This is a genomic window from Paracoccus sp. MBLB3053 (genome assembly GCF_031822435.1).
Taxonomy (GTDB): Bacteria; Pseudomonadota; Alphaproteobacteria; order Rhodobacterales; family Rhodobacteraceae; genus Paracoccus; species Paracoccus aurantius.
Window position 1 is genome coordinate 1,025,837 of the sequence record NZ_JAVQLW010000001.1, and the last position, 16,076, is coordinate 1,041,912.

The window sequence follows — 16,076 nt, forward strand, 5'->3', positions numbered from 1 at the left end:
GCCGGCCGGCTTGCCAAAGCCCCCGGATCAATCCTTGCCGTGTCGTGGCGCCGCCTTGCGGGCGGGCCAGCGGGGTAGGGCAGGAACTTCCAGCCGCTCTCCGGGCTCGACCACCGAGGCCAGCCACAGAAGGTGCCGCCGCGCCATCGCGATACAGCCGGCTGTCGGAAAGCCGGGCCTTCGCCATTGGTGCAGGAAGATGGCCGAGCCCCTGCCGGGCTCGGCATCGGGCCAGTTCCAGTCGGTGATCAGCACGACGTCGTAAAGCGGATCCGGGCGGCGCAGGGATTCGTGGCCCGGTATGAAGGGGGCACGGACGTATTGGTTGTAATCGGCATCCCCCGAGGCGTCACACCACAGGTCGCCGGGCAGGATGGGCTGGGCCCAGGCCGCGGGCCGGGCGACCCGGTCGGGGCGGTAGAGCAGGCCGACTATGTGATGTTCGCCCACCGGGGTCGCCCCGTCGCCCTCGTGTTTCGAGACCGCAAGCCCGCCGCGACCGACCGAGCAGGGGAAGGTGCGGTGGCGGGTATGCAGCCCCAAGGGGGTCAGGCGGATCACAGCAGGTGCCCCGATTTCTGAGCCTTGATGTCCAGATAGTTCGTATTGTGGCGATTGCGGGGCGTGATCAGCGGCACGCGCTCGGCCACCGCGATTCCATGCCCCTCCAGCATCGCGACCTTGCGCGGATTATTGGTCATCAGGCGAACCGAGCCAAAGCCCATCTCGCGCAGGATGCCGGCACCGATGCGGAAATCGCGTTCGTCGTCCTCAAAGCCCAGTCGATGATTTGCCTCGACCGTGTCGAAGCCCTGGTTCTGCAGGGCATAGGCACGCATCTTGTTTGCAAGCCCGATGCCGCGGCCTTCCTGGTTGAGGTAAAGCAGCACGCCTTCGCCCGCCGTGCCCATCGCGCCAAGCGCGGCATGAAGCTGCGGGCCGCAGTCGCATTTCAGGCTGCCCAGCACGTCCCCCGTGAAGCAAGCCGAGTGCAGGCGCGCGAGCACCGGCTTGTCGCGCGATGGCTGTCCGATCTCGACCGCGTAATGTTCGGACGCGCCATCATTGGGGCGGAAAATGTGCAGTTTGGAATTCTCGGCGGAAAGAAGCGGCAAGCGGGCCGCGGCGACCGGCGCCATCGCCGCCTCGGTGGCAAGCTGCTCGAGCGCGGGGCCCGGCGAAAGACGGGTCAGACCCTCGGGGGAGCTTTCGACGGGCACGACCAGCACTGCAGGCAGAAGCTGGGCCGATTTCGCGAGTGCAATCGCCGCACGCTCGGCTGCGGCGTCACCGCCGCGCAGGCTTTTCAGCGGGCCCTTCATCGGGGTCATCAGGTCGCCGGCCGGATCGGCGATGGAGCGCAACCAGCGCAGGTCGGCCTCGGGCGGCAGCTCGATCCGGGACAGGTCATTGTCATAGACCCGCGCCTTGAGCGTCTCGGCCCGCCAGCTGGTGATGGCGAGATGGGCCGGCCCCAGCATGCGCATCAGCGCAAGCCTGTCCGGTGACAATGTCTCGACCGCGGCCACCAAAGCGGCGCCGATCACGACGGGCAGGCCCATCCGAAGGTCGGTGCGCGCGCGGGAAACGGTCTCGGTCAGGGTCGGAATCAGGGTCATCGGAACCGCCGCGTTGAAACAAACTGAAACATAGGGACGATTTCCGACAACTCCATGTGAGAATTGCTGCAATGTGCTGGACGCCCGCCCCCGGCCACCTCACGTTTCCGCCATAAAGGCAATGGAGGCAAGAATGGCCGGACTGAAAAAGATCCTGTTGGTCGATGACGAAGAGGACCTGCGCGAGGCCCTGGCCGAGCAGCTTGTCGCGACCGAGGACTTCGAGGTGTTCGAGGCGGGCTCGGGTCACGAAGCCGTCGAACGGACCAAGGGCGCGATCTTCGACCTTGTCGTGCTGGATGTGGGCCTGCCCGATACGGACGGTCGCGAGCTTTGCAAGCGGTTGCGCAAGCAGGGCGTGAAATGCCCGGTGGTCATGCTGACCGGTCACGATACCGATGCGGATACGATCCTGGGGCTCGACAGCGGGGCGAACGACTACATCACCAAGCCCTTCAAATTCCCAGTGCTGCTGGCGCGGCTGCGCGCCCAGCTGCGCACCCATGAGCAATCCGAGGACGCGATCTTCCAGCTTGGGCCCTATACGTTCAAGCCCGCGATGAAGATGCTGATCGATCAGAAGGACCGCAAGATCCGCCTGACCGAGAAGGAAACGAACATCCTGAAGTTCCTGTATCGTGCGCAGGACGGCGTCGTGCCGCGCGACGTGCTGCTGCACGAGGTCTGGGGCTATAATGCGGGTGTCACCACCCACACGCTGGAAACCCACATCTATCGACTGCGCCAGAAGATCGAGCCCGATCCTTCGAGCGCGCGGCTGCTGGTCACGGAATCCGGCGGATATCGGCTCGTCGTGTGAGGGGGCAGGAACCCGTGGCCCCGCCGCGGGTTTCCCTTGCCAAGCCCAGTGGTTCGGTGGATGCGGCCACATGACGACCCGGCCCCAGTGGCCGGGTTTTTCCTTTCCCGGGCGGCACGTTCCGGCGGGAAGCCACGCCCCGGCCGGCCCGTCGAGGGCCGCCCGTGCCGCGGGGGCGATGCCCCCGGGCAACTGCCTTGCGGTGGACAAGCGGCGGCCATGGTCCTAGGGTCACGCCCCGACCAACCGGAGGCTTTCCATGTTCACCCTTGCCACCTGGAACATCAACTCGGTTCGCCTGCGCGAGACCCTCGTCGCCCGTCTGCTGACCGACGAGGCCCCGGACATCCTGTGCCTGCAGGAGACCAAGAGCCCGGTCGAGAAGATCCCGCTCGAGGCGTTCCGCGCGCTTGGCTACACCCATTTCGTGGCTCGCGGGCAAAAGGGATATAACGGCGTCGCGATCCTTTCCAAGCTGCCGATCGAGGATGCTGGCGACCGCGACTATGCCGGTCTGGGACATGCGCGCCATGTCGCGGCAAGGCTGGAAAACGGTGTCACCATCCACAATTTCTACGTCCCGGCCGGTGGTGATATTCCCGACCGCGAACAGAACCTCAAGTTCGGCCAGAAGCTCGATTTCCTGACCGAGATGCGCGACGCCTTTCACGCCGACAACCCGCAGAAATCCATCATGGTCGGCGATCTGAACATTGCCCCGCGCGAGGATGATGTCTGGTCGCACAAGCAGCTTCTGAAGATCGTGAGCCATACTCCGATCGAGGTTGAGCATCTGGGCGCCGCACAGGATGCGGGCAAGTGGGTCGACATCACGCGTCAGGACATTCCCTCTGGCCTGCTCTACAGCTGGTGGAGCTACCGCGCCAAGGATTGGGACGCCGCCGACAAGGGGCGCCGTCTCGACCATATCTGGGCCACGCCCGATATCGCCAGCGCCGGGCATAACAGCCGCATCCTGCGCCCGGTGCGGGGCTGGCAGCAGCCCAGCGACCATGTTCCGGTATTAGCCAGTTTCGATCTCTGATCCGCCCTTTCGCAACGGGCGCTTAGACACCATATTGCGCCTGACCGAGAAAACCCGAGCTTCTGGGGAAGACCATGGCCATGATTTTTGACGGCGCCGATACGCCCGCGCCCAAGACCGAAGACTTCATCATCGACGTGACCGAGGCCAATTTCATGGCCGAAGTCGTCGAGAAATCCATGGAGGTCCCGGTGATCGTGGACTTCTGGGCGCCCTGGTGCGGGCCGTGCAAGACGCTGGGGCCGCAGATGGAAGCCGAGGTCGCCCGCCACAAGGGCCGCGTCCGCATGGCCAAGGTGAATGTGGACGAGAACCAGATGATCGCAGCGCAGATGCGCGTGCAATCTATCCCCACGGTCTATGCGTTCTTCCAGGGGCAGCCGGTCGACGGTTTCCAGGGCGCGGTCCCGCAAAGCCAGATCAAGCAGTTCGTCGACAAGCTTGCCCAGATGGGCGGCGATGACGGCGGTCTGGCAGATGCGCTGGAAGCGGCCGAGGCGATGCTGACCGAGGGCGCCGCCGATGATGCGGCCGAGACCTTCGCCGCCATTATCGAGGAAGAACCCGAAAACGCCATCGCCTGGGGTGGCCTGATCCGGTCTCGCATGGCGCAGGGCGACATGGACACGGCCGAGGCCGATCTGGCCAATGTTCCCGCTGTCATCGCCAAGGCCGGGCCGGTAGAAGCCGCCCGCGCGCAGTTGCAACTGGCGCGCCAGGCGGCTTCCGCAGGACCGCTTGATGACCTGCGCCTGAAGGTCGAGGCCGACCCGGCGGACCAGCAGGCGCGTTTCGACTATGCGACCGCCCTTCACGCGGCAGGCGATGTCGAGGCCGCGATCGACCAGCTTCTGGAAGGTTTCCGCCGCGATCGCGAATGGAATGACGCGGCGGCCAAGGCGCAGCTCATCACCATTTTCGATGCGATGAAGCCCACCGATCCGATCGCCCAGAAAGGTCGCCGGCGCCTGTCGTCGCTTATCTTTGCCTGACATGTCACGCGCTGCGGAACTGCCCGATGGAATTCCGCTTTTCCCGTTGAGCGGGGCGATCCTGTTGCCCCGCACGCGCCTGCCGTTGCAGATCTTCGAGCCGCGCTACCTGCAGATGGTCGAGGATGTTCTCAAGACGCCCTCGCGGCTGATCGGGATGATCCAACCTGTTCACCCCGAGGGGCAGCGCCTGGCACAGATTGGCTGCGCGGGCCGGATCGTCGCTTTTTCGGAACTCGACGACAACCGGTTGATGATCTCGCTGAAGGCGCGGTCGCGTTTTCGGCTGGGACGCATCGAAGACGGCTTTCGCCCCTATCGATACGCAAAAGTCAGGTGGACGGGTTTTGAACGGGATCTCTCTTCCAGACCCGAAACGGTCGAAGGTTTCGATCGCGATGCCCTGATGGCCCGGCTGGCGCGGTTTGCGAGGCAACGCGGGCTTGTCTCGGACTGGAGTTCGGCCGAATCCGCCGACGAGGAAGCGCTCGTCAACTCGCTGTCGATGTTGTTGCCGTTCTCGACCGAGGAGAAACAGGCGCTTCTGGAAAGCCCTTCCCTTGCGGATCGCCGCGAATTGCTGGACGGGCTGCTTGAATATGCCCTGAGGGGCGGCGATGACGAGGAAATCATTCAATGACCGACGCAACCACCCCAACGGCAGCCGCACGCGGCTTCGATCGCCACATGCTCGAAGCCCTGGTCTGCCCGGTGACGCATACCACCCTGCGCTATGATGCGCAGCGGCAGGAACTGATTTCGGAAGCGGCTGGCCTCGCCTTCCCGATCCATGACGGCATTCCGATCATGCTGATCGACGAGGCAAGACAGATCAAGGCGAACTGATCCGTCCGGCGGAAACTGCGGCCCGTGCCGGGCACAGGCCGCAATCGTTTCCCGGGCGGCTTACAGGCCGGCCGCCTCGTCAGCGCCGAGCATGATGTTGAGGTTCTGAACCGCCGCGCCCGAAGCCCCCTTGCCGAGGTTGTCGAGCACCGCGACCAGCACGGCGCAGCCGATCGCGTCATCGCCATGAACCGAGATTTCCAGCCGGTTGGTATCGTTGACTGCAGTCGGCACGATGCGCGCCGGGGCATCGACTACCGTGACGAATTGCTGACCGGCATAATGCTCGGCCAGGGCCTTGCGCAGGTCGCCGATATTGCCGCGCCCTTCAAGATGCAGCGGGATCTGCACGGCCATGCCCTGCGCGAAATTGCCGACCGATGGGGCAAAGACCGGGCGTGCCGTCAGGCCGGCATATTTCATGATCTCGGGCAGGTGCTTGTGCTTCTGACCCAGTGCATAGACGAAAGCGGGTGGCGCCTCGCCACGCTCATATTCGCCGATCAGCTCCTTGCCGCCGCCCGTATAGCCCGAGACGGCATTGATCGACAGCGCCTCGCCGGGGGCGATCAGCCCAAGACGAACCAGCGGCGCGAGCAGCGATATCGCGCCCGTGGAATAGCAGCCGGGGTTCGAAACAAGCTTCGCTCCGGCGATGGCTTCGCGCGCGTTCGGGGTCAGTTCGGCGAACCCAAAGACCCAGTTCGGATCGACCCGGTGGGCCGTCGAGGCGTCGATGAAGCGGACCGGCAGCCCTTCGGCCAGCGCGACAGCCTCTTTCGCGGCGGCGTCGGGCAGGCAAAGGATCGCGACATCGGCGCTGGCAAAGGCATCGCGGCGGGCATCGGCATCCTTGCGGCGGGCGGGATCGATCTGGATCAGTTCGATATCGTCGCGTCCGACAAGCCGGTCGCGAATTTGCAGGCCTGTCGTGCCGGCCTCGCCGTCGATGAAAACCTTGTGCGCCATCATGGCCTCCTGTTTGCCGGGGCCTTTTACAGCAACCGTCCAGTTCAGGCAAACCGGGAAAGGCAGCGCGGGCGCGCCACGCTTCGGGGGAGGACCCGCGCCCGCGCTGGCAGATCAGATCTTGCAGAGATCTGATCTGACGAGAAACCTTTTCTCGCGCCCATTATCGAGGCTGAACATGCCCCCCCGACCGGGAATGGCGTCGATGATCAGGCGGGTATGTTTCCAGGCCTCGTATTGGCTGGCCGAGATATAGAAGGGCATGCCACCGATCTCGCCCAGCCTGACGTCGCGCGCGCCGATTTGAAACTCACCCTGCGCATAGCACATCGGAGAAGAGCCATCGCAGCAGCCGCCCGATTGGTGAAACAGCACCGGGCCGTGATCCGCGACGATCGCCGCCAGCAGTTCCAGCGCAGCGGGCGTGGCCTCGACCTGATCAAGCACCTCCATGATCAGGCGGTCAGATCAAGGACCATGCGGCCCTCGATCTGGTCCTTGCGCATGCGGTCGAAAATCCCGTTGATATCGTCGAGCTTGGCCCGGCTGACGGTGGCCTTGACCTTGCCCTGGGCCGCGAAATCCAGCGATTCCTGCAGGTCGAGCCGCGTCCCCACGATCGAGCCGCGCACCGTGATCCCGTCCAGCACCATGCCGAAGATATCCAGCGGGAAGGTCCCCGGCGGCAGCCCGTTCAGCGAGATCGTGCCCCCGCGCGCGGCCATGCCGATGGCCTGTTCGAAGGCCTTGGGGCTGACGGCGGTGACCAGCACGCCCTGCGCGCCGCCATCGGTCTGGCGCCGGATCGCAGCAGCAGGGTCGGGCTCGGTTGCGGCATTCACCGTCACCGTCGCGCCCAGCTTCCGGGCGAATTCCAGCTTGTCGTCATGGATGTCGACGGCGGCGACATTCAGCCCCATCGCCTTGGCATATTGCACGGCCATGTGGCCAAGCCCGCCCACGCCCGAGATCACCACCCAATCGCCCGGCTTCGTGTCCGTGACCTTCAGCCCCTTGTAGACGGTGACGCCGGCGCAAAGCACCGGGGCGATTTCAAGAAAGTCGATGTCCTTGGGCAGGTGTCCGACGTAATTCGGGTCGGCCACCACGTATTCGGCAAAGCCGCCGTTCACCGAATAGCCGGTATTCTGCTGCTCGGTGCAAAGCGTCTCCCAGCCGCCGAGGCAATGACGGCAATGGCCGCAGGCGGTGTAAAGCCAGGGCACGCCAACGCGGTCGCCCTCTTTCACATGTTTCACACCCGCGCCCACGCCCGAGACGAAGCCCACGCCCTCATGGCCCGGGATGAAGGGCGGGTTCGGCTTGACCGGCCAGTCGCCCGAGGCGGCATGCAGGTCCGTGTGGCAGACGCCAGAAGCCTGAATCGCCACCTGAATCATGCCCGGCCCCGGTTCGGGAATCGGAACCTCGTCGATGGTAAGGGGCTTGCCGAATTCGCGGACGACCGCAGCTTTCATCGTCTTTGCCATGAAGTAACCTCGTATGGGGTCGATCCAGAAAGGAAAGGCGTGGAAAAAGGGGCGCGCGGTGTCCCGGCGCCCCCGATCTTGTCAGAAGAAGCCCAGTTTCTGGGGCGAGTAGCTGACCAGCATGTTCTTGGTCTGCTGGTAGTGATCGAGCATCATCTTGTGGGTCTCGCGCCCGATGCCCGACTGCTTGTAGCCGCCAAAGGCCGCATGGGCCGGATAGGCGTGGTAGCAGTTGGTCCAGACCCGGCCCGCCTTGATGCCGCGGCCCATGCGGAAGCAGGTATTCGCGTCGCGAGACCAGACGCCCGCGCCAAGGCCGTAAAGCGTGTCATTGGCGATCTCGAGCGCCTCGGCTTCGGTCTTGAAGGTCGTGACCGAAACCACGGGGCCAAAGATTTCCTCCTGGAAGATCCGCATCTTGTTGGTGCCGCGGAAGATCGTCGGCTCGATGTAGAAGCCCGAGGACAGCTCGCCGCCCAGATCGGCCGCCTTGCCGCCGGTCAGAACCTCGGCGCCTTCCTTCTTGCCGATATCGAGGTAGCTCAGGATCTTTTCCTTTTGCTCGCTCGAAGCCTGCGCGCCGATCATCGTCGACAGGTCGCGCGGGTCGCCCTGCTTGATCGCCTTGGTACGGGCGACGGCGCGTTCCATGAAGCGGTCATAGATCGATTCTTGGATCAGCACGCGCGACGGGCAGGTGCAGACCTCGCCCTGGTTCAGCGCGAACATGGCAAAGCCTTCCAGCGCCTTGTCGAAGAAATCGTCATCCTCGCGGGCGACGTCCTCGAAGAAGATGTTGGGGGATTTGCCGCCCAGCTCCAGCGTCACCGGGATCAGGTTTTCCGACGCATATTGCATGATCAGCCGGCCGGTGGTGGTTTCCCCGGTGAAAGCGATCTTCGCGATGCGCGGGGATGACGCCAGCGGCTTGCCGGCTTCCAGACCGAAGCCGTTGACGACGTTCAACACGCCCGGGGGCAGCAGATCGCCGATCAGGCTGGCCCAGACCATGATGGTGGCCGGGGTCTGCTCGGCCGGTTTCAGCACCACGCAGTTCCCCGCCGCCAGCGCCGGGGCAAGCTTCCAGCAGGCCATCAGCAGCGGGAAGTTCCACGGGATGATCTGGCCGACAACGCCCAGCGGCTCGTGGAAGTGATAGGCGATGGTGGTCGAGTCGATTTCGGAAATCGAGCCTTCCTGTGAACGCAGCACGCCCGCGAAATAGCGGAAATGGTCGATCGCCAGCGGAATGTCGGCGGCCATCGTTTCACGGATCGGCTTGCCGTTGTCCCAGGTTTCGGCGGTGGCGAGAAGTTCTAGGTTCGCCTCCATCCGGTCCGCGATCTTCAGCAGGATATTGGAACGCTCGGCAGCCGGAGTGTGGCCCCACTTGTCTTTGGCGGCATGGGCGGCATCCAGCGCCAGTTCGATGTCATCGGCGTTCGATCGGGCGATCTCGCCGATCTCGGCGCCAGTAATAGGCGTCGTGTTGGTGAAATACTTCCCGGATTTCGGGGCGACCCAATCGCCGCCGATAAAGTTGTCGTAACGCTTCGCAAAGGGCATCACGTTCACGCCCTTGAAGTCATGCGTCTGGTCGTTCGGCATGGTTTCCTCCTGTCAGACCGGCTCCTCCAGCCGGTGCTGAGGGAAGCCTGTGACGGGGCGAAAGACAAATCAACGCGGGCTTCACGCCGCAGCGCGGAATGTGTTTCACCCCCGAGACAGTCGGCCGGGATTTTCGGAAATTCCCAACCGAGACATGCGCCGGTAAAGCGTCGCACGGCCAACGCCAAGCGCGCGCGCCGCGGCCGAGACATTGCCTTCGGCCCGCGCAAGCGCCCGAATCACCGCGGCCCGCTCGGCCTTTTCGAAGCCCGTCGCCTCGTCCTCGCGTCCGAACAGGTCAGAGGCGGGGCGAGGGCGAAGCTGGCCTTCCTTTTCCAGCCCGAAGGCGCGGCGCGCGGCCCGGTTCGCGCCGATGGCAAGATCGTCCTTGTCGACGGCGACAAGCAGCGTGGCGTCATCCGTGCCCTCGGCCTGTGCGGTGACGATGCGCGCGCCGGGGAACGAGGCGCGGAAAAAGCTGGCCTCGATCTGGCGGGCGCTCTGCGCGACCTGCGCGCCGATAAGGGCATTCCAGCGTTCGGCATGGTCCGAGCGCGCCGAGCTGACATCCAGCGCCGCGATCAACCGCCCGTCCGGTCCCCAGATCGGGGCGTCCATGCATGAGAGCCCGGTATTGCGGGCATAGAAATGTTCGTCGCGGTGGATCGTGACCTGCCGTCCTTCGGCAAGGCAGGTGCCGATCCCGTTGGTTCCCTCGGCTGCCTCGGACCAGTCGGCGCCGCTCCAAAGGCCCCAATCGCGAAAGGTCAGGGCATCCGCGTCGCTTACGCGGTGCTCAAGGACGATCCCGGTGGCATCGGTCAAAAGCACGCTGCATCCGGTCGGGCAGACCAACTGAAACAGGTGGTCAAGCTGGGGCCGTGCCACTTCGATGAAGTCTTCCAGCGCATCGCAACGTTCGACCAGTTCACGCGAGGTGAGCTGGCGAACCCGGGGTGCGCGGGCCGGGTCAAGTCCGTGCTTCATCATCGAGCGCCGCCAGCTTGCCGCAAGGCGGGTGACGGCGCCGGGCGATTGTGACGCCTGCAGCACGCGATCCTCATGTCGGTGTTCGGGCAAGGCTTCCTCCCTTCCTTACTCGATCCGCCGGATTATCGGGCGGCTTCCACATTGGGGCAAGCAATCCTTTCGCCTGCTCATGCGGTCGTGACCCGCTCAGGGCGTCACGGTGATGGTTCCGCCCTGGCTCCAGCCCCGGAATTCTGGCCGATACATGTCTTCGACGCTGGCGGCCGGATGGCGGAAGCTGCCGGCCGTGACGGCCCTGACGATATAGGCCAGGGTGAACGGCTCGTCCGTGATCCAGGTCAATGCGGCCGAGAAACGATCGGCACGGAATTCGGTCATCTCCGCCCCGGTCTGCCCGTCCAGCCAGTCGAGGGCCGAGATGTCGCCCGCACGCAGCAGGTTGGGATTGTCGATTTCCCATCCCGCAGGCAGCGGGTCGGTGATGATGAGCCGTCCGCCGCCCTCGGTCTGGGGCGTGACCTCGATACGCACGACGATCCGCGTGCCGCGGGCAACGCTTGCCGGATCGATCGCTTCGCCCCCGGTCGTGAAATAGCTCCGCTCGATCCGGTAGCCCCGCCCGCCCGCCTGCGGAGGGGAAACGGGTTTGCCCGTCGCGGTCAGCGTCACCTCCAGCGGCTGGTCGCCGGGATTCGAGATGCTGGCATCGTCATCAGGAAGCTCTGCGATCGGTGCGGTCAGCGCCACGCCGTTCAGCGCCGCTGGCGGAACCGATCGCGACAGGGCAGCAGCCGCCAGGATCGTCCAGACCGATTCCTGCGTCGAAAGCGGGTTCCCCGCCTGCGCCGCGCGGTCGATCCGTTCCGCCAGATCCGAAGTCAGCGCGGTTTCGTCGATCGTCTGCGTCCTTGCCTCGGCGGCAAGAGCGAGAAGGGCCGCCCCATCGCGAAGCCGCGTACCGTAATCGGCGCGGAAGACATGGGCTTCATCCTGGCCCTGTTCCAGCAGCCGCGCGGCCTGCGCAAACAGCCGGTCTGCCCGAGCCTGATCGCCGTACGAGGCCAGCGCAGCGCCCAGATTGCCCGCAGCCATCGGGGTCGAGAACGCCGCCGCGGCCGTATCGGCATAATAGCGCAGGTCGCCGACGGTTGCCGCGCGTTCGCGCGCCAGAACCGCCAGCGCATAGGCGAGGGCCGCGTTCTCGTCCGGTGAAGCGGCGGTGGGGTCCATCGCGTAATTCGAGCGGTTGCGCAGGTTGTCGATGGCCAGCCGGAAGGCCTTGTCCGGGACCTGGTATCCCGCGCTGCGGGCGCGCGACAGGAAATCCGTGACATAGGCTTCAAGCCAGAGATCGCCCGAATCCGCCCGCCAAAGGCCAAACCCGCCATTCGCGCCCTGACGTGTCAGGATCTGGGCAATCGCGCGCTGAACGTTTTCTTCGGTCGCGCCGCCATCGACCCCTTCCAATGCGGAAAGTCCTGCAGCGTAGAGCAAGGGCATCGCCCCCGAGGTCAGTTGCTCGGTGCAGCCATAGGGATAGCGGGCAAGCCGGGTCAGGGCTCCGGCCACGTCGAGTCGCGCATAGGGACCGACCGCCGCGCTCAGCACTGCCCCCGGCGAAAGCGAAGCGGTCAGTTCGGGGGGCAGGGTGACGCTTTGTCCCGGACCGATGGTCATTCGCTCATGGCGCTGGATGTCGGTCTCGTTCAGCGAAACGGGAAGGGTGATGTCCTTGGTAAGACCCATGCCGTCAGGCGTCGTCAGCGTCAGGCGCAGGTTCGCCCGCCCTTGGGCATCGCTGGCCGAGACGGGTATCCGAAGCAAGCTTTCGTCCTTGTCGTTCAGCGTCACGCTGTCGGATGGCAGGCTGGTCGTCAGGGGGGCATCGCCGCCCGTCTGTTCAAGGGCGAGCCTCATTTCTCCGCCCGGACCCGAAGCATGGGTCAGGCGCAGACCGATCTCGGCCTGGTCTCCCGGCGCAAGGAATGCGGGCGCTGTTACAGTCATCACCACCGGATCGCGCACGAGAACCGATGCGTTCGCCTGACCGACGCCATTTTCGGACCAAAGGACGGCCATCACGCGTATTTCGCCGTTGAAATCTCCGATCGGCACCTCGACCGTCGCCGTTCCATCCTCGCCCAGCGTCAGCGGGCCCGAGAACCAGCTCATCAGCTCTTCGGTGGGTGGAGGGGCTGCGGTGTTCGAATTCATGGCATCGCCGCCCTCGCGCAGCGCACCGTCCGGCGCGCCCGTGGACAGGATCAGCCGCCCGTACAGGTCGCGCAGGCCGACCCCCAGCCGACGCTGGCCAAAGTAGTGCTGGGACGGGTCCGGCGGGTTGAAACGCGTCAGGTTCAGGATGCCCTGATCGACCGCCGCGACCGTGGCGTGGACCTTGGCGCCAGCGGCGCCCTCGAGCTTCAATGTCACGGGGACCGTTCCGCGCGGGCGGGTCTCGGTCGGCAGGTCGAGCGAGGCGACAAGCTGGCCTTCTCCCGGATCGACGGCGGCATGGGCCAGGCCTAGGGCTCGGACAGGCAACCGGTTGCCCGCCGCCACATCTCGGACCGGGCGCAGCGCGCTTACGGTGACATAGACGCCCGAGCCCCATGCATCCGTCACCGGAAGTTCGACCGTGTTCTCTCCCTCTCGCAGTTCGACGGGCTGCAACGCCACCAGCCGGTTCGACAGGACAGAGACGAGCCCGGTTCCGTCGGACCGCGCCACGATCTTAACGCGCGCCGTTTCGCCGCTGCGATAGGCGGGCTTGTCGAGCACGACCTGCAGCCGGTCGGGCGTGGGACTTCCGGCTTCCGCAACGGCGCCCCAGCCGGCATGGAAGGTAACAGAGCTTTCCCCGCCCTTGCCCGAAGCTGGCTCGGCCACCAGTTCATATTGACCCCATTCGACAGGGACGGTGATCGCGGCCGGTTGAGCTCCGGGTTCGGCCACGCCTTCGGTCACGCGCCGGCGTGTCGTGATCGGCTCCCAATTCCATGCGCCGTCCAGCGAATACCATTGGTAATCCGTGTCGATCCTGTTCAGCACCCAGCGCAGCGGAGTCGCCACTGGCTGAAGTTCCGGGCCGATGGCGACGAAAGCGAAACGCGCTTCGGCATTTTCGGAAACGGTTTCTCCTTCGAAAAGCGGCCGAATGCCGATGACCGGCTCGTCTGGCATGACAGTTCGGGATTCGGTTCTTTCGACCGGGCGGCCCGCGCCTTCGCGAATATCCAGAACGACTTCAGCCTCGACAGGGTGGGGGCCAAGCTCGGCCGCCGAAGGAAGCGCTGCCGTCAGGCTGTAATTCCCCTGCGCATCCGTCACGCCAGCCGGAATGGTTCTGATGACCGGTTGGGACTCGTCGTCCTCGCGTCCGAACTGGTAGCCGGGAAAACTGTCCAGGCTGCGGGTCGGCGCGATGCGGAGCTGGGCTTCGACTGGCAGGTTCGCGGCCGGGGCACCAAACAGCCAATGCGCACTCAGCGACAAGGTCAGATCGCCACCTGCCTTTACCGGACCTTCGGGAAGGGAGGGCGTGAAGTCGATCCGCTCGGGCAGGAAATCCTCGACCAGAAGCCGGGCGGTCGCCAGTGCCGGGCCGTCGGCCGCTGTCCGCAGTTCCATGCGCCATGTTCCCCGTGGCGCATTCCCGGGGATCGACCAGCTTGCGGTTCCACCTCCGGCACCCGCAGCGGTTGGGGCGATGCGGGCGTGTTCGACCCCGTCCGGCCGCAGGATGACGGCCGTCAGGGGCAGGCCAACAAGCGCCCGGCCATCCGCATCACGGGCAATGAAAGTTGCATTGACGGTTTCGCCCACCCGATATGCGCCGCGATCCGTCGTCAGGAAAAGGTCGATCGGGGGGGCAGGGGGCTGGCCCTCGACGCCGCGGTCGGAAAGGTCGAATTCCGGCTCGGCCAGGGACAGGAAAGCCATGTCCAGCGGGACGCGATCCGGGCCCTGGCCGTCCCAGGACGTGACCGTGACCAGCGCCGGTTCGGCCCCGCCGCTGCCAAGACTGAGGCCCGGAGGAAAATGCGCAATGCCTTCTGCATCGGTCCGTGCCCTTGCAAGGACCTCGTTCGACCTGCTGACCATCGCGACCTCGACCCCCGGCTTGGGCGACACATCCCGAAGGCTTCGAACGGCAACGGTCAACCCGTCCGTGCCCGAATAGGTCGAAATCCCGAAATCCGAGATCACGAACCATTGGGTCGCGAGCCCGGTTTCGTCGGGGTCACGATCGGCGACCCCCGCCTCCAGAATGTAGATGCCGGGTTCAAGCGGCCCCGCCGCTGCCGGGATGGCAAGGCTTGTCGTCAGCTCCCGGTTCAGGGCGGGCTGCCCGACCGGCTTGGCGACCTCGGCCGTTCCTTGCCAGATCTCGCGCGCCATGCGCTCCGAGAAATAGCCGCTGCGCCAACTGTCGAGCGGCTTGGCGAACATGTCTTCGGTCATGGCGCGGATCAGGTTGCGATCCGAAATCCGCAGCAGTTTCAGATCGACCCGGTCGGCATTGATCGTGACCATCGACAGACGCTGGTCGCCCGATGCGGGCAGGATATAGGCCCTGCCCGGAAAGCGCACTTCCGGTGAGCGGTCCCGAACATAGCCGCGAAGGTTGACGTCGCGGGCAAGGGTTTCGCCATCTGCCGAGGGCAGACCGCTGCGCAGGGTCAAGGTGATCTCCTGCCCATGCGCGAGACCGGCGACGCAAAGCTCGCTTCCTTCGGCCTCGACCGTCAGATCGCCCGGCGGAAGACGCAGGAAGCTGGAATAGTCGCGACCCTTGGCGAGATCGCGCGACATGATGGCGCAGAAGCGGGGCAGCCGCCCCTCGGATTCGACCTCGGTGTCAGTCACGCGAAACCCGTTGCGGATCTCGGATTCCGACAAGGCGGCGGCAATCTCAGCGTCTCCGGGCGAAAGCTCGGCAGCCAGCCGCAAAGCGCCCAATGCGTCACGGCCCCGGTTGAGCCTTTCAAACGCCATGGCGAGCCATGACAGCGCGCGCCCCGAGACTGCGTCGCTATCGGCCCGCAGATAACCGTTGATCGCCATCGACGCGATCGAGGCCGAAGCGTCCCGGTCATCGGAATCGCTGGTATAAAGCATCAGCCGCGCAAGATTGGTCCAATCCTCGGCGCGGTCCTTGGCCGCCACGGCATGGGACATCAGGCGGGCAGCGGCAGGAAGGTCTCCGGCTGCCTCGGCTTCCGCAGAGCCGGAAAGCGGGTCGCCCACCGCGACGGGCGGGTTCATCGCGGGCAGCGTCCTTGCCTGAAGCAGCGCGGCGTTCAGATCCGCCGGCACAAGGAAGCTGGCGGCATCGGCTCGTCTGGCAGCGCGCGACAGTGCCTCGGGCCCGGTGGGAACCACCTGCCCTGACAAGGCTCCGGAAAATGGGGTCGCGGCGGCGGCCTCCTGGCCCTTCGGAAAGCAGGAACGGGCGTTCTGATTATAGGTCAGGGCGCGGCATTGCGGGTCGGCCAGACAGGCCTGGATACAGGCTTGCAGCGTGGTGTCGAAAATGCGTCCCAGATCACCTCCGGGTCGATCGGTGTCCGGCTCGAGTTCCAGCCGCGAAGGTGGAATCGGCGCATCCTGCCCCTGAGCGGGAAGCGCCGCCAACAACCCCAGGGTCATGGCTGCGGGGACAAGCCGATGCCAGAAGTTCTGCGCCATGATATC

Annotated in this window: 13 protein-coding genes; 5 read left to right on the forward strand and 8 right to left on the reverse strand. The window is 65.3% G+C overall.

Annotated elements, in window-relative coordinates; translation table 11 throughout:
- Positions 1–27: 27 nt before the first annotated feature.
- Both RGQ15_RS05160 and ribA read right to left on the reverse strand, forming a co-directional pair.
- On the reverse strand, positions 28–558 hold the full coding sequence (locus RGQ15_RS05160; RefSeq protein WP_311161031.1) for a L,D-transpeptidase family protein: 531 nt from the start codon (positions 556–558) through the stop codon (positions 28–30).
- Positions 558–1,619, reverse strand: a complete 1,062-nt coding sequence (gene ribA, locus RGQ15_RS05165) for a GTP cyclohydrolase II (protein WP_311159157.1) — start codon at positions 1,617–1,619, stop codon at positions 558–560. Before ribA ends, RGQ15_RS05160 begins: the two co-directional genes overlap by 1 nt.
- Positions 1,620–1,752: 133 nt before the next feature.
- Here ribA and RGQ15_RS05170 point away from each other — a divergent pair, with 133 nt between their 5' ends.
- The 5 genes from RGQ15_RS05170 (at position 1,753) to RGQ15_RS05190 (ending at position 5,322) form a co-directional block, all read left to right on the forward strand.
- Positions 1,753–2,439, forward strand: a complete 687-nt coding sequence (locus RGQ15_RS05170) for a response regulator transcription factor (protein ID WP_311159158.1) — start codon at positions 1,753–1,755, stop codon at positions 2,437–2,439.
- 259 nt (positions 2,440–2,698) lie between these two features.
- Positions 2,699–3,484: an exodeoxyribonuclease III gene (locus RGQ15_RS05175; RefSeq protein ID WP_311159159.1), complete on the forward strand. Its 786-nt coding sequence runs from the start codon at positions 2,699–2,701 to the stop codon at positions 3,482–3,484.
- Positions 3,485–3,564: 80 nt separating this feature from the next.
- Positions 3,565–4,476 (forward strand): thioredoxin, encoded by a 912-nt coding sequence (gene trxA, locus RGQ15_RS05180; protein ID WP_311161033.1) that lies wholly within the window; start codon positions 3,565–3,567, stop codon positions 4,474–4,476.
- A gap of 1 nt (position 4,477) precedes the next feature.
- Positions 4,478–5,116, forward strand: a complete 639-nt coding sequence (locus tag RGQ15_RS05185; RefSeq protein WP_311159160.1) for an LON peptidase substrate-binding domain-containing protein — start codon at positions 4,478–4,480, stop codon at positions 5,114–5,116.
- Positions 5,113–5,322, forward strand: coding sequence for a Trm112 family protein (locus RGQ15_RS05190; protein WP_311159161.1), 210 nt, complete (start codon positions 5,113–5,115; stop codon positions 5,320–5,322). The genes RGQ15_RS05185 and RGQ15_RS05190 overlap by 4 nt, the downstream gene beginning before the upstream one ends.
- A 60-nt stretch (positions 5,323–5,382) precedes the next feature.
- On the opposite strand, the gene argC is transcribed toward RGQ15_RS05190, so the two are convergent.
- The 6 genes from argC to RGQ15_RS05220 form a co-directional block, all read right to left on the reverse strand.
- The gene (argC, locus tag RGQ15_RS05195; RefSeq protein ID WP_311159162.1) at positions 5,383–6,291 is read right to left on the reverse strand and encodes an N-acetyl-gamma-glutamyl-phosphate reductase; all 909 of its coding nucleotides are present in this window, start codon (positions 6,289–6,291) and stop codon (positions 5,383–5,385) included.
- 114 nt (positions 6,292–6,405) lie between these two features.
- Complete coding sequence (locus RGQ15_RS05200) at positions 6,406–6,744, reverse strand: DUF779 domain-containing protein (protein WP_311159163.1); 339 nt, start codon at positions 6,742–6,744, stop codon at positions 6,406–6,408.
- Positions 6,745–6,746: 2 nt separating this feature from the next.
- Positions 6,747–7,781 carry an alcohol dehydrogenase AdhP gene (gene adhP, locus RGQ15_RS05205; RefSeq protein ID WP_311159164.1) on the reverse strand — a complete coding sequence of 345 codons (1,035 nt, stop codon included), beginning with the start codon at positions 7,779–7,781 and terminating at the stop codon, positions 6,747–6,749.
- Between the two features lie 81 nt (positions 7,782–7,862).
- The gene (adh, locus tag RGQ15_RS05210; protein WP_311159165.1) at positions 7,863–9,389 is read right to left on the reverse strand and encodes an aldehyde dehydrogenase; all 1,527 of its coding nucleotides are present in this window, start codon (positions 9,387–9,389) and stop codon (positions 7,863–7,865) included.
- Between the two features lie 105 nt (positions 9,390–9,494).
- A complete protein-coding gene (locus tag RGQ15_RS05215) occupies positions 9,495–10,469 on the reverse strand; it encodes a helix-turn-helix domain-containing protein (protein ID WP_311159166.1) in 975 nt (324 codons plus the stop codon).
- Positions 10,470–10,565: 96 nt separating this feature from the next.
- Entirely contained in the window at positions 10,566–16,070 is a 5,505-nt protein-coding gene (locus tag RGQ15_RS05220) for an alpha-2-macroglobulin family protein (protein WP_311159167.1), read from the reverse strand.
- Between the last annotated feature and the right edge of the window lie 6 nt (positions 16,071–16,076).

Coding starts and splice junctions, on each gene's coding strand:
- ribA (WP_311159157.1), bottom strand. CDS start 1,619: ATGACCCTGATTCCGACCCTGACCGAGACCGTTTCCCGCGCGCGCACC.
- adh (WP_311159165.1), bottom strand. CDS start 9,389: ATGCCGAACGACCAGACGCATGACTTCAAGGGCGTGAACGTGATGCCC.
- adhP (WP_311159164.1), bottom strand. CDS start 7,781: ATGGCAAAGACGATGAAAGCTGCGGTCGTCCGCGAATTCGGCAAGCCC.
- RGQ15_RS05185 (WP_311159160.1), top strand. CDS start 4,478: ATGTCACGCGCTGCGGAACTGCCCGATGGAATTCCGCTTTTCCCGTTG.
- RGQ15_RS05190 (WP_311159161.1), top strand. CDS start 5,113: ATGACCGACGCAACCACCCCAACGGCAGCCGCACGCGGCTTCGATCGC.
- RGQ15_RS05175 (WP_311159159.1), top strand. CDS start 2,699: ATGTTCACCCTTGCCACCTGGAACATCAACTCGGTTCGCCTGCGCGAG.
- RGQ15_RS05170 (WP_311159158.1), top strand. CDS start 1,753: ATGGCCGGACTGAAAAAGATCCTGTTGGTCGATGACGAAGAGGACCTG.
- trxA (WP_311161033.1), top strand. CDS start 3,565: ATGATTTTTGACGGCGCCGATACGCCCGCGCCCAAGACCGAAGACTTC.
- argC (WP_311159162.1), bottom strand. CDS start 6,291: ATGGCGCACAAGGTTTTCATCGACGGCGAGGCCGGCACGACAGGCCTG.
- RGQ15_RS05220 (WP_311159167.1), bottom strand. CDS start 16,070: ATGGCGCAGAACTTCTGGCATCGGCTTGTCCCCGCAGCCATGACCCTG.
- RGQ15_RS05200 (WP_311159163.1), bottom strand. CDS start 6,744: ATGGAGGTGCTTGATCAGGTCGAGGCCACGCCCGCTGCGCTGGAACTG.